The 23,424-nt window shown below is 34.2% G+C and carries 26 protein-coding genes; 21 read left to right on the top strand and 5 right to left on the bottom strand.

Annotated elements, in window-relative coordinates; all coding sequences use genetic code 11:
- Nucleotide 1: 1 nt before the first annotated feature.
- The 21 genes from Q1A60_RS03945 to Q1A60_RS03845 all read left to right on the top strand — a co-directional run bounded on the left by Q1A60_RS03945 (nt 2) and on the right by Q1A60_RS03845 (nt 19,743).
- On the top strand, nt 2-709 hold the full coding sequence (locus Q1A60_RS03945; protein WP_299761693.1) for an ABC transporter ATP-binding protein: 708 nt from the start codon (nt 2-4) through the stop codon (nt 707-709).
- 296 nt (nt 710-1,005) lie between these two features.
- Complete coding sequence (locus tag Q1A60_RS03940) at nt 1,006-3,501, top strand: hypothetical protein (protein WP_299761691.1); 2,496 nt, start codon at nt 1,006-1,008, stop codon at nt 3,499-3,501.
- A 22-nt stretch (nt 3,502-3,523) separates the two neighbouring features.
- Nucleotides 3,524-3,931: a polymer-forming cytoskeletal protein gene (locus Q1A60_RS03935; protein ID WP_299761690.1), complete on the top strand. Its 408-nt coding sequence runs from the start codon at nt 3,524-3,526 to the stop codon at nt 3,929-3,931.
- Nucleotides 3,900-4,118, top strand: a complete 219-nt coding sequence (locus tag Q1A60_RS03930; protein ID WP_299761687.1) for an AtpZ/AtpI family protein — start codon at nt 3,900-3,902, stop codon at nt 4,116-4,118. Before Q1A60_RS03935 ends, Q1A60_RS03930 begins: the two co-directional genes overlap by 32 nt.
- Nucleotides 4,115-4,522, top strand: coding sequence for a DUF6168 family protein (locus tag Q1A60_RS03925; RefSeq protein WP_299761685.1), 408 nt, complete (start codon nt 4,115-4,117; stop codon nt 4,520-4,522). The genes Q1A60_RS03930 and Q1A60_RS03925 overlap by 4 nt, the downstream gene beginning before the upstream one ends.
- An 83-nt stretch (nt 4,523-4,605) precedes the next feature.
- Entirely contained in the window at nt 4,606-5,724 is a 1,119-nt protein-coding gene (gene atpB, locus Q1A60_RS03920; RefSeq protein ID WP_299761683.1) for a F0F1 ATP synthase subunit A, read from the top strand.
- Between the two features lie 38 nt (nt 5,725-5,762).
- Nucleotides 5,763-5,996, top strand: a complete 234-nt coding sequence (gene atpE, locus Q1A60_RS03915; RefSeq protein ID WP_299761681.1) for an ATP synthase F0 subunit C — start codon at nt 5,763-5,765, stop codon at nt 5,994-5,996.
- A gap of 85 nt (nt 5,997-6,081) precedes the next feature.
- Nucleotides 6,082-6,582 (top strand): F0F1 ATP synthase subunit B, encoded by a 501-nt coding sequence (locus Q1A60_RS03910; protein WP_299761679.1) that lies wholly within the window; start codon nt 6,082-6,084, stop codon nt 6,580-6,582.
- Between the two features lie 6 nt (nt 6,583-6,588).
- The gene (gene atpH / locus Q1A60_RS03905; RefSeq protein ID WP_299761677.1) at nt 6,589-7,131 is read left to right on the top strand and encodes an ATP synthase F1 subunit delta; all 543 of its coding nucleotides are present in this window, start codon (nt 6,589-6,591) and stop codon (nt 7,129-7,131) included.
- A gap of 54 nt (nt 7,132-7,185) precedes the next feature.
- Entirely contained in the window at nt 7,186-8,763 is a 1,578-nt protein-coding gene (gene atpA, locus Q1A60_RS03900; protein ID WP_299761675.1) for a F0F1 ATP synthase subunit alpha, read from the top strand.
- Between the two features lie 83 nt (nt 8,764-8,846).
- The gene (atpG, locus tag Q1A60_RS03895) at nt 8,847-9,707 is read left to right on the top strand and encodes an ATP synthase F1 subunit gamma (RefSeq protein ID WP_299761672.1); all 861 of its coding nucleotides are present in this window, start codon (nt 8,847-8,849) and stop codon (nt 9,705-9,707) included.
- A 1,065-nt stretch (nt 9,708-10,772) separates the two neighbouring features.
- A complete protein-coding gene (locus tag Q1A60_RS03890; RefSeq protein WP_299761669.1) occupies nt 10,773-11,315 on the top strand; it encodes an outer membrane beta-barrel protein in 543 nt (180 codons plus the stop codon).
- Between the two features lie 36 nt (nt 11,316-11,351).
- On the top strand, nt 11,352-12,782 hold the full coding sequence (locus Q1A60_RS03885) for an oligosaccharide flippase family protein (protein ID WP_299761666.1): 1,431 nt from the start codon (nt 11,352-11,354) through the stop codon (nt 12,780-12,782).
- Entirely contained in the window at nt 12,779-13,213 is a 435-nt protein-coding gene (gene dut, locus Q1A60_RS03880; protein WP_299761663.1) for a dUTP diphosphatase, read from the top strand. The genes Q1A60_RS03885 and dut overlap by 4 nt, the downstream gene beginning before the upstream one ends.
- Before the next feature lie 119 nt (nt 13,214-13,332).
- Nucleotides 13,333-14,352, top strand: a complete 1,020-nt coding sequence (locus tag Q1A60_RS03875) for a sugar phosphate nucleotidyltransferase (protein WP_299761660.1) — start codon at nt 13,333-13,335, stop codon at nt 14,350-14,352.
- 31 nt (nt 14,353-14,383) lie between these two features.
- On the top strand, nt 14,384-15,763 hold the full coding sequence (locus Q1A60_RS03870) for a tetratricopeptide repeat protein (protein WP_299761657.1): 1,380 nt from the start codon (nt 14,384-14,386) through the stop codon (nt 15,761-15,763).
- Complete coding sequence (locus tag Q1A60_RS03865; RefSeq protein ID WP_299761655.1) at nt 15,760-16,536, top strand: DUF4292 domain-containing protein; 777 nt, start codon at nt 15,760-15,762, stop codon at nt 16,534-16,536. The genes Q1A60_RS03870 and Q1A60_RS03865 overlap by 4 nt, the downstream gene beginning before the upstream one ends.
- Nucleotides 16,526-17,758, top strand: coding sequence for a peptidoglycan DD-metalloendopeptidase family protein (locus Q1A60_RS03860; RefSeq protein WP_299761652.1), 1,233 nt, complete (start codon nt 16,526-16,528; stop codon nt 17,756-17,758). Before Q1A60_RS03865 ends, Q1A60_RS03860 begins: the two co-directional genes overlap by 11 nt.
- Nucleotides 17,759-17,829: 71 nt before the next feature.
- The gene (locus Q1A60_RS03855) at nt 17,830-18,537 is read left to right on the top strand and encodes a hypothetical protein (protein ID WP_299761649.1); all 708 of its coding nucleotides are present in this window, start codon (nt 17,830-17,832) and stop codon (nt 18,535-18,537) included.
- Entirely contained in the window at nt 18,527-19,132 is a 606-nt protein-coding gene (locus Q1A60_RS03850) for a hypothetical protein (RefSeq protein WP_299761646.1), read from the top strand. The genes Q1A60_RS03855 and Q1A60_RS03850 overlap by 11 nt, the downstream gene beginning before the upstream one ends.
- Before the next feature lie 119 nt (nt 19,133-19,251).
- On the top strand, nt 19,252-19,743 hold the full coding sequence (locus Q1A60_RS03845; protein WP_299761643.1) for a hypothetical protein: 492 nt from the start codon (nt 19,252-19,254) through the stop codon (nt 19,741-19,743).
- Nucleotides 19,744-19,751: 8 nt separating this feature from the next.
- Here Q1A60_RS03845 and Q1A60_RS03840 read toward each other — a convergent pair whose 3' ends face one another.
- The 5 genes from Q1A60_RS03840 to Q1A60_RS03820 form a co-directional block, all read right to left on the bottom strand.
- Nucleotides 19,752-20,654 (bottom strand): T9SS type A sorting domain-containing protein, encoded by a 903-nt coding sequence (locus Q1A60_RS03840; RefSeq protein WP_299761640.1) that lies wholly within the window; start codon nt 20,652-20,654, stop codon nt 19,752-19,754.
- On the bottom strand, nt 20,599-20,844 hold the full coding sequence (locus tag Q1A60_RS03835) for a hypothetical protein (RefSeq protein WP_299761637.1): 246 nt from the start codon (nt 20,842-20,844) through the stop codon (nt 20,599-20,601). Before Q1A60_RS03835 ends, Q1A60_RS03840 begins: the two co-directional genes overlap by 56 nt.
- A gap of 290 nt (nt 20,845-21,134) precedes the next feature.
- A complete protein-coding gene (locus Q1A60_RS03830; RefSeq protein ID WP_299761634.1) occupies nt 21,135-21,644 on the bottom strand; it encodes an acyl-CoA thioesterase in 510 nt (169 codons plus the stop codon).
- Nucleotides 21,645-21,733: 89 nt separating this feature from the next.
- Nucleotides 21,734-22,063 carry a hypothetical protein gene (locus tag Q1A60_RS03825; protein WP_299761631.1) on the bottom strand — a complete coding sequence of 110 codons (330 nt, stop codon included), beginning with the start codon at nt 22,061-22,063 and terminating at the stop codon, nt 21,734-21,736.
- A gap of 204 nt (nt 22,064-22,267) precedes the next feature.
- The gene (locus Q1A60_RS03820; RefSeq protein ID WP_299761629.1) at nt 22,268-23,203 is read right to left on the bottom strand and encodes an SPOR domain-containing protein; all 936 of its coding nucleotides are present in this window, start codon (nt 23,201-23,203) and stop codon (nt 22,268-22,270) included.
- Nucleotides 23,204-23,424 lie beyond the last annotated feature (221 nt).

Here is a 23,424-nt window from a genome sequence, read left to right as displayed (position 1 = left end):
CATGATTGAGATACATAATTTATCAAAGAACTATAATGGAGTGTCTGTTTTAAACCTAGAAAGAATCAGTATTCCTAAAGGACAATCTTTTGGACTGGTAGGAAACAATGGTGCTGGAAAAACGACCTTATTTAGCAGTTTGTTAGACCTTATTCAACCTACCACTGGGTATGTTAAAAATGGAGGATACGAAGTAAATAAAGGCGAAGAGTGGAAAACACATACTGCTTCATTTATTGACGAGAGCTTCTTAATAGGCTACTTGACTCCTGAAGAGTATTTTTATTTTATAGGAGATCTAAGAGGAGAAAATAAGGCTGATGTTGATGCACTTCTTGCTGGTTTTGAAGATTTCTTTAATGATGAGATTATCGGAAAACGTAAATATCTTAGAGATTTATCTAAAGGAAATCAGAAAAAGGTAGGTATTGTAGCTACGCTTATTGGAAACCCAGATGTTATCATTTTAGATGAGCCATTTGCAAACCTAGATCCTACGACACAAATACGTTTAAAAGGAATCATAAAAAAACTAGCAACAGATAAAAATATTACAGTACTTGTATCAAGTCATGACTTACAGCATGTAACTGAAGTTTGTGAGCGTATTGTAGTACTTGAAAAAGGAGAGCAAGTAAAAGATATTATGACCTCTCCAGAAACACTTAAAGAACTTGAAAGTTATTTCTCTGGAGAAGAGGTGATTTAATAAATACAATGTTCCTAATAAAAAGAAACGCTATCTTTTTGAGCAGATATATACTCAAAAAGATAGCGTTTCTTGATTTTTATAGGAACTATCGTCTATAATACACCAATTTTAAAGATGTAACTCTCGGTTTTTTCAAAAAGAAGTGTATTTTTACAGGCTTCCATACTAAAAATGGACATTTTCTGTTTTTATCAAAAAACAATGTGAGTTTGAAACTACTTATAAAATATACTTGTTGCGTCTTCTTTGCAGTTTTGTTCTTAACAAGCTGCTCTCGTAAAAAAAATTCTTTTGTGAGCCGTAATTTTCATGCGGTCACTACAGAGTATAATACATTATACAATGGTGAGGTTGCTTTAGATGCAGGACGCGAGTCTTTAATCTCTACGTTTAATGATAACTATTGGGATATCCTTCCCATAGAACGTATTGCTTTTAAAGATGAGATCTCTATTCGTTTAGAGGAAGAAGATGGAGATCCAAATTTTACAAAAGCAGAAGAAAAGGCAATTAAAGCCATACAAAAACACTCCATGAAAATAGATGGAGAAGAATATAATCCTCAAATAGATGAGGCTTTTATGATATTAGGAAAGGCACGTTATTATGATCAGCGTTTTGTTCCTGCCTTAGAAGCATTTAATTATGTATTAGCGTATTATCCTAAAAGTAATAATATAGCACAAGCTAAAATCTGGAAACAAAAAGCAAATATCCGTCTTGACAATAATGAAATTGCTATTGAAAATTTATTGAAAATTTTTAAAATAGAAGACAAGCTTAAAGATCAGGATAAAGCAGATGCTTATGCAATACTTGCGCAAGCATATCTTAATTTAAAGCATAAAGACACAGCGCTCATTTACATGAAGGAAGCTACGAAGCTTACCAAAAGGAATGAAGAGCGAGGACGTTATAATTATATAAAAGGACAATTATATAACAACTTAGGTGATAAAGACAGTGCAAATTTAGCTTTCCAGGAAGTGATCGATTTGAATAGAAAAATTCCTCGTAAGTACTTGATCAATGCACATATCGAGCAGGCTCGCAATTTTGATTATGAAAATGGAGATCAATTAGTACTTTTAGAATTACTAGAAAAATTAGAAAAGAATAGAGAGAATAGACCTTTCCTAGATAAAATTTACTATGCTAAAGCAGAGTACTACCAAAAAACAAATCAAATAGATTCTGCACTTGCAAACTATAATAAATCCTTGCGAGAAGATTCTCAAGATAAGTATCTGAATTCTAGAGACTACCTTGCTATTGCCGAGCATAACTTTGAAATTGCACAATACCAAACAGCAGGGTCTTATTATGATAGTACGATGGGAGAGCTTAATGATAAAACCAGAGAGTTTAGAATCATTAGAAAAAAGAGAGAAAACTTAACAGACGTTATTAAATATGAAGAGCTTTCTCAACGTAATGATAGTATTCTTCGATTAACAACTTTATCTGAAGAAGAGCAACGTACATTCTTTGAAGAATATATTGCAAAAATTAAAGAAAAAGAGCTCCAAGACTCACTAAGCCGTGTGGAAGATATTAGAGATAATGAATTCTTTAAAAAAACGAATGCAAATAGTAAAAATGGCGGCAAATCAGGAAGAGGTTTTAATACTTCTGGAAATCAAATAGGAGAGTTTTATTTTTACAATACAACAGCCGTAGCATATGGAAGACAGGCTTTTAGAAAACGCTGGGGTAAAAGAGCCTCTGCCGATGGATGGCGTATCTCTACAAGACAAGATATCCCGCTTAATCCAAGTGCATTACCATTTAGAGGAGATAGTGGAGAAGAAGATACCGCACTCACGGTAGATGATTACTTAGCAAAAATCCCAAAAGAGAAGAAAGAATTAGACAGTCTAAAAAAAGAACGTGATTTTGCATACTTCCAATTAGGACTTATTTATAAAGAGAAATTTAAAGAATACCCATTAGCTTCAAATCGATTAGAAAAATTGCTTGACTTTGGACCTGAAGAACAATTAATTTTACCGGCCAAATACAATCTGTACCAAATCTATGGACAGATGGAAGACACTGGAAAGCAAAATAGCTATAAGCAAGATATTACGTCAAACTATCCAGATTCTCGATACGCATCTATTATCAATAATCCAGATAAAACATTAGAGCAAGATGCATCATCTCCAGAAGCTATTTATAACGGACTCTTTAGAGAATTCCAAAACCAGCGTTTTGGACCCCTATTAACAAGCCTTGATGAACGGATAGAGCAATTTTATGGAGATCCTTACTTGCCAAAGTTTGAATTGCTTAAAGCAATGGCTTTAGGAAGATATAAAGGATATAAATCATATAATGAAGCTTTAAAATATGTAGCACTTACGTATCCTAGATCTGACGAAGGTAAAAAAGCACAACAATTGCTTACCAATGCTATTCCTAGCATGAAATTTAAAAGCTTCGAAGATGAAGCGACCGCTACAAATTGGAAAATTGTATATGCATTTAATAACTCAGATATAGCAGGAGCTAACAAAATAAAGGAACAATTAAATGAAGCCTTTGAAACCATAGGATATACAAACTATGTAACCTCTCTGGATGTCTATAATGACAAAAAATCTTTTGTTGTTGTACATTATTTAAATAGTAAATCCCAAGCAGAAGGATTGGTAGAATTGCTCGCTATAAATAAAGAGATTAAAGAAAAAATCACAAAAGAAAATACAATTATATCATCAGGAAATTATAAAATTATCCAACTTCATAAAAACCTCGAAGACTATATACAGCAAAGCACTAAATAACCCTCTATAACACCCCCTCACTATGTTTTCAGATAATAAAAAAGGAAAAAATCTAGACCACAGCAGTCAGCAAAATAGAATAAGCCAAGGAACAAAAATTGTTGGCGACATTACATCTCAAGGCGGTTTTAGGATAGATGGGGAAATAGAAGGAAACATAAATACCCCTAATAAAGTAGTGATAGGGAAGACTGGTGTAGTAAATGGATCTTTAATTTGTAAAGATGCAGATATAGAAGGATTGGTAGAAGGAACAATGCAAGTAAACAATCTTCTATCCATAAAATCTACAGCGCGCATTGAAGGAGAGGTTACTGTTGGAAAACTTGCCGTAGAACCAGGTGCCACTTTTAATGCCTCTTGTGATATGAAAGGCAATTTAAAATCCATTGCAAAAGATGGGAAAAAACAAGGAGAAAAAAGCGCTTAATAACTGGGCCGTTTTTTCTGGCATTGGTTTGCAGATGGGACTTACGATATTCTTAGGGAATAGATTAGGAATCTGGCTTGATGGAAAATTTGAAACTTCCTTTTTAGAAACTACACTTACGCTTATTACAATTTTCGCATCTATGTTCCTTATTATTTACCGTGTAAATAGACTCAATAAAGAATGATCAAACAATTAAGTCTCTATAGCATCATCTTTGTGTTATTTTCATTTGCAGGGTATTATATACATACGACTGTCTTTACTAGTCTAGCAAACCAAGCTCCTTTCTCTTTACAAGATGTATATCTATACCATGGAGTATTTTCATTACTGTTATGTGCTATTTTTTTAGCGCTTTTAAATAGTAAAAAATTTAAAGACCAATTAGGTTTTTTGTATTTAGTAAGCGTTGCTTTAAAAATAATGCTTTTCTGTATTGCTTTTTACACTCCTATTTTTAAAACAGATTCTTTCACAAATACAGAAGCAGCTAATCTTCTGATTCCCATAGGTTTATTCTTAATTTTAGAAGTGTTTTTTATTAGTAAATTACTAAATAAAATAGCTCCTTTAAAAAATGATAGATAAGGTGTTTTAAGTCTAAAAATAATACCTATCTTTGCGCCGAATTTTAGACCTCATTATTCGGATCATAAAGGAATTAAAAAAGAATGAAGGTAATAACAAAAACACTTACGTCTTTAAGTCTTATTTTACTTTTCTCACTTACCGCTTTCGCGAAAGGAGATAAAAAAGACGGTCAAAATAGTCAGGGAGATCCTATCAATACCAAAGAGGAAATCAATGAATATATCCAGCACCACGTTAAAGATTCTCACGATTTTCATTTATTTTCATATTTTTCTGGTGGAGAAGAACATCATGTAGGTTTTCCACTTCCTGTTATTCTTTGGGGAGAAAATGGACTAACAGCTTTTATGTCTTCTGCATTTCACCACGATGATGACGGAAAAGAAATTGTAGAAAAAGGAGGAAGTAATTTTGTAAGACTACACGGAAAGATTTATGAGCTAAACGCAGGTGCTACTGAAGTTGCTTTTGATGAAGCGCATCATCCAACAAATGCAAGCATGCCTATAGATTTATCGATCACTAAAAGTATATTCGGAATCTTATTATTAGGATTTCTTATGTTGCTATGGTTTAGCAAATTAGCAAAACAATATAAAAAGAAAGCGATCCCTACAGGTTTTGGAAGAGTATTAGAACCACTTGTACTTTATGTAAGAGATGAAATAGCAAAACCAAACATTGGTCCTAAATACAGAAAGTTTACAGGATACTTAATGACCGTATTCTTTTTTATATGGCTTTCAAATTTATTAGGATTAATGCCTTTTGGGTTCAATATTACGGGACAACTTGCTGTTACCGCTGCTTTGGCAATACTAACATTTGTTGTATATATGGCAAGTAGTAATGGACATTTCTGGAGTCACCAATTATGGATGCCTGGAGTTCCTTATATATTAAGACCTGTATTAGCAGTTATAGAATTAGCAGGAACATTAATTATTAAGCCATTTTCATTAGCGGTACGTTTATTTGCTAATATTACAGCAGGCCACATTGTAGTAATGAGTTTGATTGCTATTGGTATTACAATGCAAGAGCAAATGGGAGCGGTAGGGTCAACATTATTATCATTTGTATTATCATTATTTATTACGCTTATAGAAGTGCTAGTAGCATTCTTACAAGCCTATATATTTACGATGCTTTCAGCTTTATTTATTGGAATGGCAGTAGAAGAGCCTGAGCATCACTAAACAATTGAATTTATTTTTTAACTATATATATTTAAATTATGTCTTTAGAGATTTTACAAGCAGCTGAAGAAGCAACATCATTAGTTCCTAACTTAGTAGGAGCTGGTCTTATTGTAATTGGAGCTGGTATTGGATTAGGACAAATCGGTAGAGGTGCTATGGAAGGTATTGCACGTCAGCCAGAAGCTACAAACAAAATTCAAACTGCGATGATTATTATTGCAGCACTTTTGGAAGGGCTTGCGTTCGCAGCAATTTTCTTAGGAAAATAATCCTTAAAAGAATTCCATTATCCTGTAACGGTTGGTTGCAGGATAATGGTTATTAAAACACAGTTAAAAAGTATTTGAAAATATTATGGAGCAGTTATTAGAAAATTTTTCACTGGATTTATTTGTAAAGCAAACAATCTTGTTTCTTGTACTTATTTTCTTAATGGTAAAGTTTGCTTGGAAACCTATCCTTACAGCATTAAATGACCGTGAAGAAAGTATTCAAGGAGCATTAGATTCTGCAGAAGCTGCAAAGAAGGAAATGCAAAACCTTCAGGCAGATAACGAAAAGCTAATCAAACAGGCTCGTGCAGAACGCGAAACCTTACTTAAAGAAGCACGTGAGATCAAAGCAAAAATGATCGAAGATGCAAAAGGAGAAGCAAAAGCAGAAGCAGACAAAATGATTGCTCAAGCGCAAGCAGCTATTGAAGCAGAGCGTAAATCTGCAATTGCAGATCTTAAGAGTCAAGTAGCATCACTTTCTGTAGATATTGCAGAGAAAGTTGTGAAGAGCGAACTTTCAAATAAAGATAAGCAACTAGGTCTTGTAGAAGAGATGCTAGGTCAAGCCACTTTAAACTAAACCAATATGGGTAGTACAAGAGCAGCAATACGATATGCAAAAGCAGTCTTGAATCTTTCTAAAGATACGGGGTCTACAGATGCTGTATTGAATGACATGAAATCTATTGTAGCAACTTTAGGTGAAAGCAAAGACCTTCGCCTTGCGTTACAGAGCCCAGTCATAAAAGCAGAAGATAAAAGAGCTGTATTAAAAGAAGTTTTTAAAACAGCTTCAAAAGAGACGATAGGACTTATAGATATTATAGTAGACAACAAACGTGTTGATATACTTGGAAATGTAGCTACTAGTTTTGTATCCCTTTATAATGAAAGCCAAGGAGTACAATTGGCATTAGTAACAACAGCCGTTCCTTTAACTTCAGAAATAGAAGCAAAGGTGTTAGCAAAAGTTACAGAGTTAACAGGAAGTACAAACGTAAAATTAGAAAACATCATTGATGAGAGCATCATCGGTGGGTTTATATTACGTGTAGGTGATACGCAATACAATGCAAGTATCGCTAGCCAGTTAGGCAAATTAAAAAGAGAATTTAGTAATAGTTTATAATAAACTTTCGCGAACCTGCCTGACGGTAGGCAGGAGCGTTAAAACCAATATAAAATGGCAGAAGTTAAACCAGCAGAAGTTTCAGCAATTTTGAAACAACAACTTTCAGGTTTTGAAGCAGCAGCTTCACTTGATGAAGTAGGAACTGTATTAACCGTGGGTGATGGTATTGCTCGTGTATACGGACTTTCTAATGCTCAATATGGAGAATTAGTAGAGTTTGAAAGCGGCCTTGAAGCAATCGTTTTGAACCTTGAAGAAGATAATGTAGGAGTTGTACTTCTAGGAGCTTCAACAGGAATTAAAGAAGGAGATACCGTAAAGCGTACACAACGTATCGCTTCTATTAACGTAGGAGAAGGTATTGTAGGACGTGTAGTAAACACCTTAGGACTTCCTATAGACGGTAAAGGACCTATTTCAGGTGAAACCTATGAGATGCCATTGGAGCGTAAAGCACCAGGAGTAATCTTTCGTGAGCCGGTAACTGAACCATTACAAACAGGTATCAAGTCTATTGACGCGATGATTCCTGTAGGTAGAGGACAGCGTGAGTTGGTAATTGGTGACCGTCAAACTGGTAAATCTACTGTTTGTATTGATACCATCCTTAATCAAAAAGAATTTTACGATGCTGGTGAACCAGTATATTGTATATATGTAGCCATTGGTCAGAAAGCTTCTACTGTAGCAAATATTGCTCAGGTATTAGAAGATGCTGGCGCACTTGCCTACACAACTATTGTTGCAGCAAACGCATCAGATCCAGCAGCAATGCAGGTATATGCACCATTTGCTGGAGCAGCAATTGGAGAATATTTCCGTGATACAGGACGTCCTGCATTAATCATTTATGATGATTTATCTAAGCAAGCCGTAGCATACCGTGAGGTATCTCTTTTATTACGTCGTCCACCAGGACGTGAGGCATACCCTGGAGATGTATTCTTCTTGCACTCAAGATTGTTAGAGCGTGCAGCAAAAGTGATCAATGATGATGCTATTGCAGCAGATATGAATGACCTTCCTGATAGTTTAAAACCTATCGTAAAAGGAGGAGGATCTCTTACAGCACTTCCAATTATTGAGACACAAGCAGGAGATGTATCTGCATATATCCCAACAAACGTAATTTCGATTACAGATGGTCAGATATTCTTAGATGGAGATTTATTTAACTCAGGTGTACGTCCAGCAATTAACGTAGGTATTTCAGTATCTCGTGTAGGAGGTAATGCTCAGATTAAATCAATGAAGAAAGTATCTGGTACATTAAAACTGGATCAAGCAGCCTTCCGTGAATTAGAAGCATTTGCTAAGTTTGGATCTGACCTTGATGCAGCTACATTAAATGTAATTGAAAAAGGAAAACGTAACGTAGAGATTCTTAAGCAATCTGAAAACACACCATTTACGGTAGAAGATCAGATCGCAATTATTTATGCAGGTTCTAAGAACTTATTACGTGATGTTCCTGTAAATAAAGTAAAAGAATTTGAAGCAGAGTACTTAGAATTTTTAAATGCAAAGCACAGAGGTATTCTTGATACATTAAAATCAGGAAAACTTACAGACGAGGTAACAGATACGTTAGTAGCTGTTGCTAAAGATCTTTCGGCTAAGTATAATTAAGAAGTACGCTTTCGCGAAAGCTGTCTTAGATACAGTAGAAGTAGCGAAAATATCATTAACAATAACCCTTAACAAGAGCGCCAATGGCAAATCTTAAGGAAATTAGAAACAGAATTGGTTCAGTATCTTCAACGATGCAGATTACCAGTGCCATGAAAATGGTATCTGCTGCAAAATTGAAGAAAGCGCAAGATGCGATTACAGCAATGCGCCCATATGCAGATAAGCTTACTGAGCTTTTGCAGAACTTAAGTTCTGGACTAGACAGTGATTCTGGAAGTAATTATGCAGATAATCGAGAGGTGAATAAAGTACTTATAGTTGCTATTTCATCTAATCGTGGTCTTGCAGGAGCTTTCAATTCTAACATTATCAAAGAAGCAAAACGATTAGCTGAAACAACATATGCTAATCAAGAAGTTAGTTTTGTAACTATAGGTAAAAAAGCAAATGATATTATTGGAAAATCACATACTGTGATTACAAATAATAATCAAATATTTGACGATCTTACTTTTGATAATGTAGCTGTGATTGCAGAAGACTTAATGGAGCGTTTTGCTACAGGTGAATTTGATAAAATCGAAATCATCTACAATAAGTTTAAAAATGCTGCAACACAAATAGTAACAACAGAGCAATTCTTGCCTATTCTACCTGTAGAATCTGCAGAAGCTTCTAATGCTGACTATATTTTTGAACCATCTAAAGGAGAAATCGTAGAAGGATTAATTCCTAAAGCTTTAAAAACGCAATTGTTTAAAGGAATACGCGATTCTGTAGCGAGTGAGCACGGAGCACGTATGACAGCAATGCATAAAGCAACAGATAATGCTACAGAGCTTAGAGATGCACTTAAGTTACAATATAACAAAGCACGTCAAGCTGCTATTACCAACGAAATCTTAGAGATTGTAGGTGGAGCAGAAGCACTAAATAATTAATTCATTCCCACGAAGGTGGGAATCTCAATATAAAAATCCCAACCTTAAAAAGGTTGGGATTTTTTTGTTACAGCTCATATTTAGAAGGATTATCTAACCTTTACATGCTAATTTCTAAATTTAATTTTGGAAACAATTATCGGGACTCACTGGTTTTATGGTGATTGAGTATACATTTACAACACTTTCTTCACAAATATTTTGGTTTGAGTTATAAGCCTCGAGATGTAACATTCCTCGAGGCTTATCTTTTTATTCCCGCGTAGGCGGGAATCTCATTCTCACTAAGTTCAAATCTTCTTTTGCGTAGGCAGGAATCTTATTCTTATATATTTAGAACTATCTCCACTCTTCGAGTATGCTCAGGGTGAACTCCAACAAGAATTTAATATGGGCATCACTAGCGCTTTTTTTGAATAGGTCTACGTTTATTTTTAGTTAACGACATTATACGTATTCTAAACATCAAACAAGACACTCTCTTAGCTTTTATGATAATACCTAGCAATAACGTATAAAATATAATTTTAGCTATGTATAGAGCTTTAAAATTAGCCGTAGTCTATAAATACATGAAGTATATGGTAATTTTTTTGCTTTCGCGAAAGCGTATATAGAATCACTGTTATTAGTTGGATTTATATCATATTTTAAATGATATTAAAGGAAACGATTATCGGGTTTCACTGATTGTATGGGAGTTAGATATATATTTACAACACTTTCTTCACAAATATTTTGGTTTGAGTTATAAGCCTCGAGATGTAACATTCCTCGAGGCTTATCTTTTTATTCCCGCGTAGGCGAGAATCTCATTCTTACTTAGTTCAAATCTTATTCTTCTGTTTTTAGAGTTACCTTTTTGGGATACCATGATTTCCTCTTTGTGTCGTTAAAAATCTTTTTTCGCGAAAGCGTAAATAACAAATGTCTATTGAAAGATAGAGGGTTGCGTCTTGTAATAGTAGTTTATTTAAAGTTTAACAAACGATCATAATCTATTCTTAATTAGGAAGTATTAACATTTCTCTCTTCTATTTTTGAAGTTCATCAATAAAAAATTACATGAAAAATAGAATTTTATTTTGCTCATTAGTATGCTTACTCATATTTCAAAATGGATTTAGTCAATTGAAAAAAGGAGATCAATTATTGTCAGTTACGTTTGCTCCATATCCCACAACTTCTAATGGAGAAAAAGATTTTGGTGTTATAGCAAAAGCAGATGCAGAATTCCTACTTACGAATCGGTTGTCTTTAGTCACCAGTGGTTTTTACTCTAATAACACTGCATTTGACAATGCTAGTGGTATCACATTTAATGCCTTTGGAGTTATTCCGTCCTTGCAGTATTATATACTAAATAAAGAAAAATGGAATGTGTATGCACTTGCAGGATATGGTTTTGGGTTTACAGACCGAAGTTTTAGAGATTCTCAAAATAGTGCCATTACGGTCGCTACTTTTGGAGCTGGCGCACAATACAAGGTAGGAAATAAATGGTTTTTAAAATTACAACTCCCATATTTTAAAGCACAAAATATATCATTTGACTTTACAGAAGTAGAAGGAATTGCTCCATTTATTGGTGTGAGTTATCTATTATAAATTTGTTACTTTTAACAAGTTATAATACTTCCTTTTTTGAGTACACTTAAACGCTTTTTTAAAGACACTGTTATTTATGGATTGGCAACAGTGCTGCCTAGACTAATGGGTATTATTTTAGTGCGTTTGCATACCGATGCACTTCCTAGAGAAGGGTATGCAGATGTAGCTTCCTTTTATGTTGGAGCTGCATTTCTAAATATCATTTTGACGTATGGAATGGAAACTGCTTTTTTTAGATTCTTTTCTAAAAGTGACAAAAAGGAAAAAGTATACAGTACTGTTTTTATAGCGCTCATAATAAGTACACTCCTTATTTCTATCGTATTGTATGCGTGTAAAACGCCTATTTTACAATTTTTAGAATTGCCTGAATCTTATTTTTGGTATTTAGCTGGAGTAGTATTACTTGACACATTAGTTGTGGCTCCATTTGCGTATTTAAGAGCGAGAGGGAAAGCACTACGATTTGCTGGATTTAAATTGGCTAACTTATTTGTTTTTGTAGCGCTAAATTTTTTCTTCCTTTGGGCTATCCCAAAATTTAATTGGTATTTTGAATGGTATGATACTTCAGATATACGGCAATATATATTTATAGCAAACTTAATGGCGAGTATTGTCACATTGCTGCTTATTGCACCAGAATTCTTTAGAGTTAAAGCTGTTTTTGATAAACAGATATTTAAAAAACTTTGGTCATATGGATGGCCCATTATGATTGCTGGCTTAGCATTTGTAGTAAATGAGCAGCTTGATAAATTATTTATTAATAAGATGCTTGATAAAGATACAGGAGGGGCCTACGCTGCTTGCTATAAAATAGCTGTTTTTATGACCATCTTTATTCAAGCATTTAGATTAGGAGCAGAGCCTTTTTTCTTTAATCATGCAAAAGAAAAAAATGCACCAACTACGTACGCTCTCATCTTAAAGTATTTTGTGATAGTAGGCGCTTTTGGATTGGTTATCATTACAGGTTTTGTAGATATTATTAAAGATGAATTGGTAAAAGATACTTCCTATCATATCGCTATGGAAATAGTCCCATATGTATTGTTAGCTAATCTTTGCCTAGGGATTTATCACAATCTTGCAATTTGGTATAAACTCACTGATAAAACAAAATACGGAATGTATTTTTCCATTATAGGAGCGATTATCACGATTTGTTTTAATGTATTTCTAATTCCTATCATCGGATTTATGGCTTCAGCATATGCGACACTTGCAGCTTATGGAACGATGATGGTACTCTCTTACATTTTTGGTAAAAAATACTATCCTATTCCTTATGAACTTAATCGTATAAGTCTATATCTACTCCTAGCCATTGTAAGTTCTGGGGTTTCCTTTTATATTTTCAGAGCAAATTACTTGGTAAGTGCTATCTTGTTAGGGATATTTGCACTGGTTATTTTTCTTATGGAAGGAAAACAACTAAAAGCAATCATAAAAAGATCATGAAAGTTAAAATTATAAACAAATCAAATCACGCGTTACCGCATTATGAAACCATTGCAAGTGCGGGTATGGATTTACGTGCAAACATTACAGAACCTATTACAATAGGTCCTTTAGAACGAGCAATAGTGCCTACAGGACTTTTTATAGAACTTCCTATTGGAACAGAAGCACAAGTACGTCCTAGAAGTGGTCTTGCTGCTAAAAAAGGGATTACAGTTCTTAACGCACCAGGGACGATAGATGCAGATTATAGAGGCGAGGTAGGGGTTATTTTAGTAAACCTATCTAATGAGGCGTTTACGATAGAAAATGGAGAACGTATTGCTCAAATGGTCATTGCTCAACATGAGCAAGCTGTTTGGAAAGAAGTTATTGAACTTTCAGATACGGAGAGAGGTGCTGGAGGTTTTGGAAGTACAGGTGTGAAATAAATTCCTGCGAAGACGGAAGTCTTACACAATAGAAGAAGAATATTCTGGTAACTCCAGATAAATGAAGAATAATTAATAGAGGATTCCCTCCTTCGAGGGAATGAAAATAAGAATTTTCAATGAAAATAATAGTCCCAATGGCTGGACGCGGAAGTCGTTTACGTCCACATAGTTTAACAGTGCCAAAACCATTAATTCCTGTTGCAGGAAAACCCATTGTACATAGACTTGTACGTGATATTGCTAACGTATTAAAACAACCTATAGAAGAGATTGCTTTTGTACTAGGAGATCCCGCTTGGTTTGGTGATGATGTGGTTAAAAGTCTAGAAGAACTTGCTAAGAGTTTAGGAGCAAAGCCATCTATTTATCGTCAGGATCAACCTTTGGGAACGGGTCATGCCATTATGAGTGCAGCACCATCACTTTCTGGACCTGCTGTCATTGCCTATGCAGATACACTAATACGTGCCGAGTTTGACCTAGACCCAGAAGCAGATAGTGTGATATGGACTAAAAAAGTAGACAACCCAGAAGCATATGGTGTTGTAAAGTTGAACGAAAAACAGGAAATCGTTGAGCTCGTAGAAAAACCAGAGACCTTTGTTTCTGACCAAGCAGTGATCGGAATATATTATTTTAAAGATGTAGCCGTTCTTAAAGGAAAGCTTCAAGAAGTGTTGGAAGAAAACATTATGAATGGAGGAGAATACCAAATTAATGATGGTATTAAGAAAATGATGGCAGAAGGTCGTATCTTTAAAACAGGAACTGTAGATGAGTGGATGGACTGTGGAAATAAAGTCGTTACGGTAGAGACAAATGGTAGAATGCTTCAGTTTTTACACGATGACGGAAAAGAACAACTGGTAGCGGATAGTGTTGTTTTAGACAATGCAAGCATTATTCCACCATGTTATATATCAGAAAATGCAGTTTTACGCAATGTTACGGTAGGTCCTAACGTTTCAGTAGGAGCTGGCACGGTGATTGAAGACAGTACCGTGAAAAATAGTTTGATTCAATCTAATAGTGTTATTAAAAATGCGCAATTGGATCAAGCAATGATAGGAAACCATGTAAAATACAATGGTAAGTTCACACAAGTAAGTCTTGGTGATTATACCGTTTTAGAATAGGAGTCCTTTTTAAAGGGAATAGTAAAATACAATGAAAAGAAATCAGTACATAGTATTATTGTTTTTGTGTTTGAGTATGCTTTCGCGAAAGCATATATATGCACAAGACCCAACGCCTTTTGCAGATCAAAATGTCGATGATCTTGGCGATGTATCTGATGAATTTCAAGAGGCATTTTTTGAAGCCCTAAAACAAAAAGGAATTGAAAACTATGAGCTTGCCATTTCTTCTTTAAATGAATGTATAGCCATAGAACCTGCTAGAGCTATCCTGTATTTCGAGAGAGGTAAAAATTATGAAGCGCTCAAAAAACATGACCTCGCTGAAGATGATTTTTTGAAAACACTTTCGTTAAAACCAAATCAAGAACCTGTTTTGGAAGCACTTTATGAAGTGTATTATAAAAATCGGGATTACGAAAAAGCAGAAAATATCGTAAAGCAACTTATTCCATTTGATATTCAATATAAAGAAGATCTTGCTCGCATTTATGTAGCCACAAAACGATATGATGCCTCTTTACAATTACTAGACGAATTAGATACTGTAAAAGGGAGTGATATTTATAGAGAACAATTAAGAGATCGTATCTATAAACTTTCTGGTAATGAGAAAGGACGTACAGACGCCATTGAAAAAAAGATTGCAAGTAACCCTACTGCCGAAGCAGATTATCTTAAACTTATTTATTTATATAGTGAGCAAGGAGAAACTAAAAAAGCCTATGAAACGGCCTTAAAGCTAAAGGAAATTAATCCTAATGCTGAGGAAGTAAATCTTGCATTGTATAAACTGCATTTAGAAGACGGAAAGACGAATGATGCTATTGAAGCGATGAAAAGTACCTTAAAGAGTAAGAAAATAACACCCAAGGCCAAACACAGGGTGTTAAATGACTTCTTACTATTTGTAAATAATAACCCTTCATACGAAACACAATTAGAAGAAGCAATTTCGATCTTTGATTCTCAGGTAGTTGATGCTAAGATCAATCAAAAATTAGCAGCATATTATATTAAAAAAGGAGTGAAGGATAAGGCGTTACCTTATCTTAAAAAAGCATTATCAAATGATTCTGAGAATATAGATATTATTAAAAGTACACTTTTATTACAGTTAGATACAGGAGCATATACAGAAGCAGAAGAAGTCGCTTCTTCTGGATTAGAATTATATCCTTCTCAACCATTACTATATCTTACCTATGGAGTTGCTCTTAATAGACAATCTAAATTTAAAGAAGCTATAGAACAGCTTGAAGTTGGGATAGATTATATTATAGATGATGTAAAAATGGAATCCGATTTTTACCAACAACTAGGGGAAGCATATACAGGAACTGGAAATGCCACAAAAGGGCAACAGTATATCAATAAAGCAAATGCACTTAAAGCACAAATGGATAAATGAAAAAGATAGCATTTCTTTTTGTATTTAGTATGTTAGTTAGTTGTGGCGGCACAAAGAAAACCACCAATAAAGCTACTACAGAAGATATTGCCACGGCACGTCTTATTGAAAATCATTACGGTAATACTTTTGAATTTAACACATTGGTAGCGCGCACACGTGTACGATATCAAGATAAAAAATCAAGGCAAGCGGTTACGGTAAATATCCGAATGGAGAAAGATAAAAAGATATGGATGAGTGCTTCTATCTTAGGGATAACAGGAGCAAAAGCACTGATAACACCAGAAAAGATATCTTTTTATGAAAAGATAAATAGACGTTATTTTGAAGGAGATTTTTCATTTTTAAGTCAGTATTTTGGCGTTCAAATGGACTTTGAACAATTGCAACGCCTTCTTATTGGACAGACTGTTTATAATTTAAGAGATGGAAATTACCAAGTAGATCAGGTTGAAGGATTATACAAGATTACTCCTAAAAAGCAATTAGATATTTTGAATCTCTTTTTCTTCATGGAGCCTCAAGATTTTTTAATTAAGAAACAGCAAGTCACGCAACCCAAAGATAATCTCTCATTAGATGTAAATTATACAACACATCAATTAGTGAAAGGAAAGTCATTTCCTAAAAATATTGCTATTGAGGTACTTGAAAATACAGATCAAACCCATATAGATATAGAATACAGAAGTGTTGAAGCAGATGTTCCTGTACGATTTCCATTTTCAATCCCTTCTGGATATAAAAAGATAACGTTAGATGAGTTCTAGTAAAAAGAACTATATATTGATGTTACTCGTATGCTTTTTTTTAGGAGGCCTACAAACCAGTTTTGCTCAAAAACCAACACGTAAACAATTAGAAGAACGTAGAGCTTCTTTGATTGCAGAAATGCAACAACTATCACGCTTACGCGAAACCAATAAGAAAAAAGAAATCTCCTTATTGACACAAGTAGAAGATTTGGATCAGCAAATAAAAGTGCGATCAGATATTATAAAAGTAACCAATCGTCAAGCAAATCTCCTGACACAAGAGATCAATGAAAATCTCAATAAAATGGAAAACTTGAGGGATGAACTTAAAGACCTCAAAGATGATTATGCGTTGATGATTCAAAAATCTTATAAGAGCAAAAGCGGACAAAGTAAAATTATGTTTCTATTGTCTAGTGAGAGCTTTAAACAGGCGTATAAGCGTATGCAGTACATGAAGCAATATGCAAACTACCGCAAGAAACAAGGGGATCAAATAAAAGAGCGTACAGTACTCTTACAACAAGTTAATACAGATCTTATCCAGCAGAAAAAAGATAAAGATGCACTAATTGCTGAAAATAGACTTGCTAGGAAAGAACTTGATAAAGAGAAACAAGCACAAGATGCACTTGTTGCACAAGTACGTAAAAAGTCAAATGTGTATGCAGCTCAAATTAGAAAAAAGCAACAACAAACAGATGAGATTGATCGTCAAATAGATAAGATTATTGCAGATGCAATCGCAGCGAGTAATGTAAAAGCAGGGAAACCAAAGTCTAGTAAGAAATTTTCGCTTACTCCAGAAGAAAAAAGCCTTGCTTCAAATTTTGCTTCTAATAAGGGCCGCTTAATATGGCCTGTAGAAAGAGGTCGCGTGTCAAGACGATTTGGAAAGTCTAGACATCCTACATTGCCCAATATCACAACCTATAGTAGTGGTGTAGAAATAGAAACGTCTCCTAATGAGCCAGTGAGAGCGGTTTTCAAAGGAGAAGTTTTAAAAATACAAGATGTTTCTGGAAGTAATCTAGCTATATATATAAAGCATGGAGATTACATTACAGTGTATTATAACATCAAAAAAATCACTGTTAAAGTAGGAGATAAGGTAGATTTTAAGCAATCTATTGGAGAAGTGGGTCTTAATGCGTTTAATGGTAAAACTATTCTGAAATTTTTGGTTAGAAAAAACAATACAAAACTCGATCCTTCAGATTGGGTTAAGGGCATGTAAACGTTATTAATACAAGATGATACGCAACCTAAAAGGGTTTTACGTATCTAAAGAGTATGTGTAAAAAAATAATGGGTACGCTACTTCTTGTATGTTGCTCTTTCCTAAGTTGTAATGAACTAGAAAATAATAGTCGTATCGCCTTTGACATAAAAGTCATTGATGATGCTAATCAACCCATTCCTGATGTAGATCTTAATTCATACGCTTTTAGAGAATCTGTTTTCATACCATTTATTTTGTTATTTGAAGGCTTTGAAGGTATTCTAGGTGTGGGGAGTACAGATAATCAGGGAGAAGCAACATTAATATCTTTAGCGCCTAATCAAGAACTTAATCTGATAGGGGTTTTAATAAATAGCAATGAACAATTTGAAGGAACTCCAATCAATGAAGAATATGGGGTAGTAATGTATCTATTGGACAGTAATGTAGATGTAAATGAGCTTGTTATATTACCTGAGACCGTATTAAAACGAAGCGCTACATTAGAGATAGAAATTATTGACTCTCCTGATGTAGAAGGAAGTTTAGAATACGCTATAACCTTCCCAACAAGAATTCAACAATTTCAATTTCCAGAAGGAGAATCATTTACAAGTGATATTGTAGATGGAGTAGGGATTCCATCTATGTCAAAAACAGAAACTTTTGATACACTTCAAAATACGATGGCAGTATTTGAATATACAATTACATCTAGTAGTGGAGAAGTAGAGACGAATACTATTGAAATTCCAATTAATCAAGACGTTGTACAGTATGTATTTGAATTTTAAGATAGTTATAATAGCACTTTTATGTGTTCAGTTAAGTTGGTCTCAAGAAAAAGACACTCCTATAACTAGAGATACATTTGTAGAAGGATTTATAGAAGTCGCTTATACGCAGCCTATATTTTATGGAAATAATTTCATTAGCGAAGGATATGATGTAAAAAGTACTCTTAATTTGGGGTTTACAAAAGGTATCCATTCTATGGTTTTACACTTTGATCTAAACATTTCATCTAGTGATGTTGTGAGACCTGAGGTAACAGGAAATGTAAGAAATGCAAACTTCACAAGAGTCTCTGGAGGCGTAGGCTATCCATTGGATATTAGTTCTAAATGGCAATTTTCACCCTCTTTGAATATAGGATACTTAAAAATAGGACAGCTTTTTGGTGATGAAAAGATAAGAGACGATGGTTTTTTTATAAATGCCGAAGTAGCTTTAAATTATAGAATTTATGAATGGGTAGATATTTCATTGGGAGCCCAAAATTACTTTGATTTTATTAGTATAGATGCACCATCAGAAATACAATCTTTTTTTAATAATGCGCAATCTATATATCCTTTTTTAGGATTACGATTTAGAATAGCTGAATGACTTAGAATAGTTAACTCTTTCACGTTTGTTTAACCTTTTCTTGTTGATTGTTTGTGAGTTAGTTAGTAAAACTTAACACTTTTTGATTCTTTCTTTGTTTCAAAGGAAAAGAAACCATCATGAAAAATATTTCATTACTCGTATTCTTACTTGTTATACAGAGTCATGCACAAACAAAAGAAGTATACACGACCGAGACTACTGGAGCTTCTGTAAGCGGTCAAAATGAAGGTCAATTTGAGTTTTATGGACAAGATAGAGGTGTGTTTATTAAAAGATCACTGTCTCCATCTATAAGTATGCTAGCTGGTTTAAATCAATCACGTATAGATAATAAAGATTTTTTAGAATTCCCATTACTTTTTCAATATCAGTTTTCACCAAAGTTGAAAGTATCTGGAGGGTCGCAACTTGAATTAGTTCGAAATAGAGATACAGGAACCTTTACAGTAAAGGGAGTTTCCTTTTCTGTTGGTATTGATTATCAGTTTACAGAAAATTGGGATGCAGGTATACGATTTATACAACCTGTCATTAAACGTGAAGCATTTGATCGTTCAAGTCCATTTGTGCCAAACCCCATACGATTACGTACAGGGTTTAAGTTTTAAAATATATACTATTGTACAATAATTCTTTCTATAAGTCTTCCCTCTGCTGTATCAATAGCTAAAAAATAAGCACCGCTAGAAAGGGTGCTATCAAATATGTTAAGTGCAATATCTTGAGGTGTATATTGCTTTATAATACGCCCAGTTACATCAACAATGGTGATATCATTCACAATTTTTCCTTGTAATCCTTCAATAGAAAATTGTCCTTGATTTGGATTAGGAAAAACAGTGATAGTATTTGTTACTATTTCGTCTGTTAAAGACAGCACATTTCCCTGAAATCTTGATAAAATACCAGAACCGTTCTGAACAAAATATAGATCATCGTTAAAAAAGCTTACACCAAAAGGATTGTTTTGCCCTGATACAATTTCTACAGCCGTAGGAGAAGTTTGTGAAGTATCTATTCTAAATATAGAACCATTGTCTACAAACTCTGTAACAAGTAGTATTGAGCCTTCAGCATGTATGCCAGCAGGATTATTAAGCCCCGTAACGACATCTTCTAATGTTGGAGTCGTATCTGTCACATCAAACTTAGAAACGCGATTTGCACCTGCGTGTGCAATAAATAACTCATCTCCTATAAGTACAATCTGCTCAGGAAAATTAAGCCCGTTTATGACTGTAGATACAGTTCCGGTAGTAAGATCAACACGGCCTATTCTTCCACCTTGGAATTCAGAAAAATATAAATTATTATCAATACGTACCATAGAAACTGGAGTTACGAGTCCAGATGCAATAGTCACTTGGTTTGATGTAAGATCACTCGCATCTCTTCGCGTTATAAGACCTCCTACTTGAGAAATATATACATCATCTCCATCAAAAAGAAGACTTGTAGGACCATTAATACCTGTTACAACATCTTCGGCAGTAGGATTTGTAGCGGTTAAGATCAACACGTACAATGGTATTGCCTGTAAATTCAGCAACATAAGCGTCAGTACCTTGTATCACGACATCAAAAGGATCAGAAAGTTCTGTGACTACAGATGATACTTGTGAAATAGATACGAATGGAATACTAATAAGTAGAAATAATAAGGTAGTTTTTTCATGATAGGTAGGATTATAAGTTGTTAAAACACGCATCTATTAATAACAATAAATGATGCATTCATGTAAAGTCATATTTCTAAATAATTCCTTACAAGTAATATATATTCATTATACGCTTTCGCGAAAGCGTATACCATAGATTTCTTATACTTCAAATAGTGTATAAAATGCGGTCTGAAAGTAACTTCATACGTCATTCTGAATTCATTTCAGAATCTCATCATATCAGTTATATCAGTAATGGGAAACTGAAACACGTTCTGTTTGACGAAAATCATACCTTTTCAGATACTCTCTTTAACGATGTTGAATGATATGATTTCTTATGTAAACAGTGCTTTTAACTCTGTAGCATCGTTAGGTTTCATTTTTCCAGCGAGTACTAAGCTTAATTGTTTGCGTCGTAAAGCGCCGTCATAACGATCTTTCTCATCATCGGTTTCTGGTACAACTGGCGGGACAGGGACAGGTTGTCCTTGTTCATTTACAGCCACAAATGTATAGATTGCTTCATTAGCTTTGGAGCAGATACCGCTCTCACGATCCTCAATCCATACGTCTATGTAAATCTCCATAGAGGTTTTAAATGCTCTAGAGATTTTAGCCTCTACAGTTACGACACTTCCAAGAGCAATGGTCTTGTTAAAGGCAACATGATTAACTGAAGCTGTCACTACAATTCTACGCGAATGCCTTCTTGCAGCAATACTAGCTGCTCTATCCATACGCGCGAGGAGTTCACCTCCAAAAAGATTGTTTAAAGGGTTGGTTTCGCTAGGTAAAACAAGATCTGTAAGTATTGTTTTAGATTCGCTAGGCGTACGTGTTTCCATAGGAGACTTAATTTTTTAACAAAGGTAGGAGGTATCTAACGAAAAATGAAGTCTGCAACTAGAAAATAAGCAAATTTGAAAAACATACTTTATGCATTCTGAGTCTTAGGGCGAATCCACATAATAATTAAGTACCCTACAGTTAATCCAATACATGAAAACAACACATCATTTTGATCAAAAACATTATTTCCGCCTAAATTATGAATTTTAAATTCTTGTGTGATAACATAAATAGCTGTTAAAATTATGGCTATAGTATATATAAAATGATCCTTAATCTTCTTTTTAGGAGTTATTACTTTACTATTTATATAAAGCCCAATACTGGTTAATGTTAATATGCCTACAATAGCTTCAAAAAAGTTAGGGAGAGACAATAAGATTACTTTGAATAAATTGGGAGAATCACTATTCAAAACAGAAGGTCTGATAAATTTAAAAAAAGCGAATAGTATGATTATAAGAATTTGTATTCGAGCTAACTTTAAAATGTCATTCATTTAAACGAATTGTACTATCCCTGTTTTATGGAATAGGATTTAATGATTAATACCTTAGAGGGTATCTAGATGACTAGTAAACAATATACTATAAGAAATGCTATAAGAAGTAAGGAGGATTTACAATTCTCTTACATCAAGCCATGCTGTTTTGTTGTCTTCTTTTCGAACGTTACGAAGTATCGCTAATGCTTCCTGAGGATTAGCATAACTACCATACACTACTTGGTGTAGTCCAAATTTGTTAACACTTACAAGTCTTGCTTTGTCGTATCCTTTATCCTGTAATTGTTGGATTCTTTTTTCAGCATTTTCTTTTACTCTAAACGCGCCAGCAACCACATGATACTTGCCTTTAGGTTGAATTAAATCTAACGTGATAGCAGGTAAAGGGTTTTCAATAACAAAAGTTGCTTCTTGTATCTTTTCATCAACCTGCGTTTTTGCTTCTTGTTCTGCAGCATAATTATGCGCTTCTACATTTTTAAGGTATTTAAACCCTCCGAAACCAGCCATTCCAAGACCTACAATAGCAATAGCAGCATATTTCATCCACCCGTAAGAAGCTCTCCTCTCAGGTGTAAATGCAATAGGCGCTTTTTCTTCTAAAGCTTCAACTTCCTCTTTGTATACTTCACGCGCTATTTGAGGAGACGTAAATGAAGAAAGCCCAAAAGACGAAGTAAGATAATTAAGATGATACGAAGGTTCAAATTGAAGTGTGTTTTCTTCACTCATTTTAAAGGAACCAATATTCTTAAACTCAACAGCAGTACCTTTATGTAGACTATCAAATAAGAAGCGTACATAGGATGCAATTTTAGTATTTGCATCTTCATGAGGAATCATTTCCTTCTTAGCAATGTAATTAGCAAGTAACCCATCAGTATCTGTAAGCTGTGCATTGAAAGAAAGCTTCTTCTTTGGTGGGTAAAAAGCTTTTGTGCTTTCGTGAATGATAGCAGATTGATACTGAGTTAAAAACGCCCCAAAACCTGGTACGATTACACACTCATAACGATATAAAAGGTCACTTATGTATTGGTCTAATTGCATAAAATAAAGATACTTTTTTTTAAAACTTTGCAAACAGTCATAATGATATTTTATTAACAAAAATCAAATAGGGATGTGGCCTCTTGATTTCCTGTGTGTTGCTTCAGAAGTAGGCATGTTATTTAGAAATATTCGATGATGTCTTAATTGTGTATAGAAAATGATAATGCAGACTTTTATACTAGTAATAAAAATTGTTTCTTGTGTGTTTGTAAATAACA

Origin of the sequence: uncultured Dokdonia sp., assembly GCF_947492535.1 — a bacterium.
Taxonomy (GTDB): domain Bacteria; phylum Bacteroidota; class Bacteroidia; order Flavobacteriales; family Flavobacteriaceae; genus Dokdonia.
The sequence above is the reverse complement of the archived record's forward strand: the minus strand, read 5'-3'. Positions and strand labels throughout refer to the sequence as shown.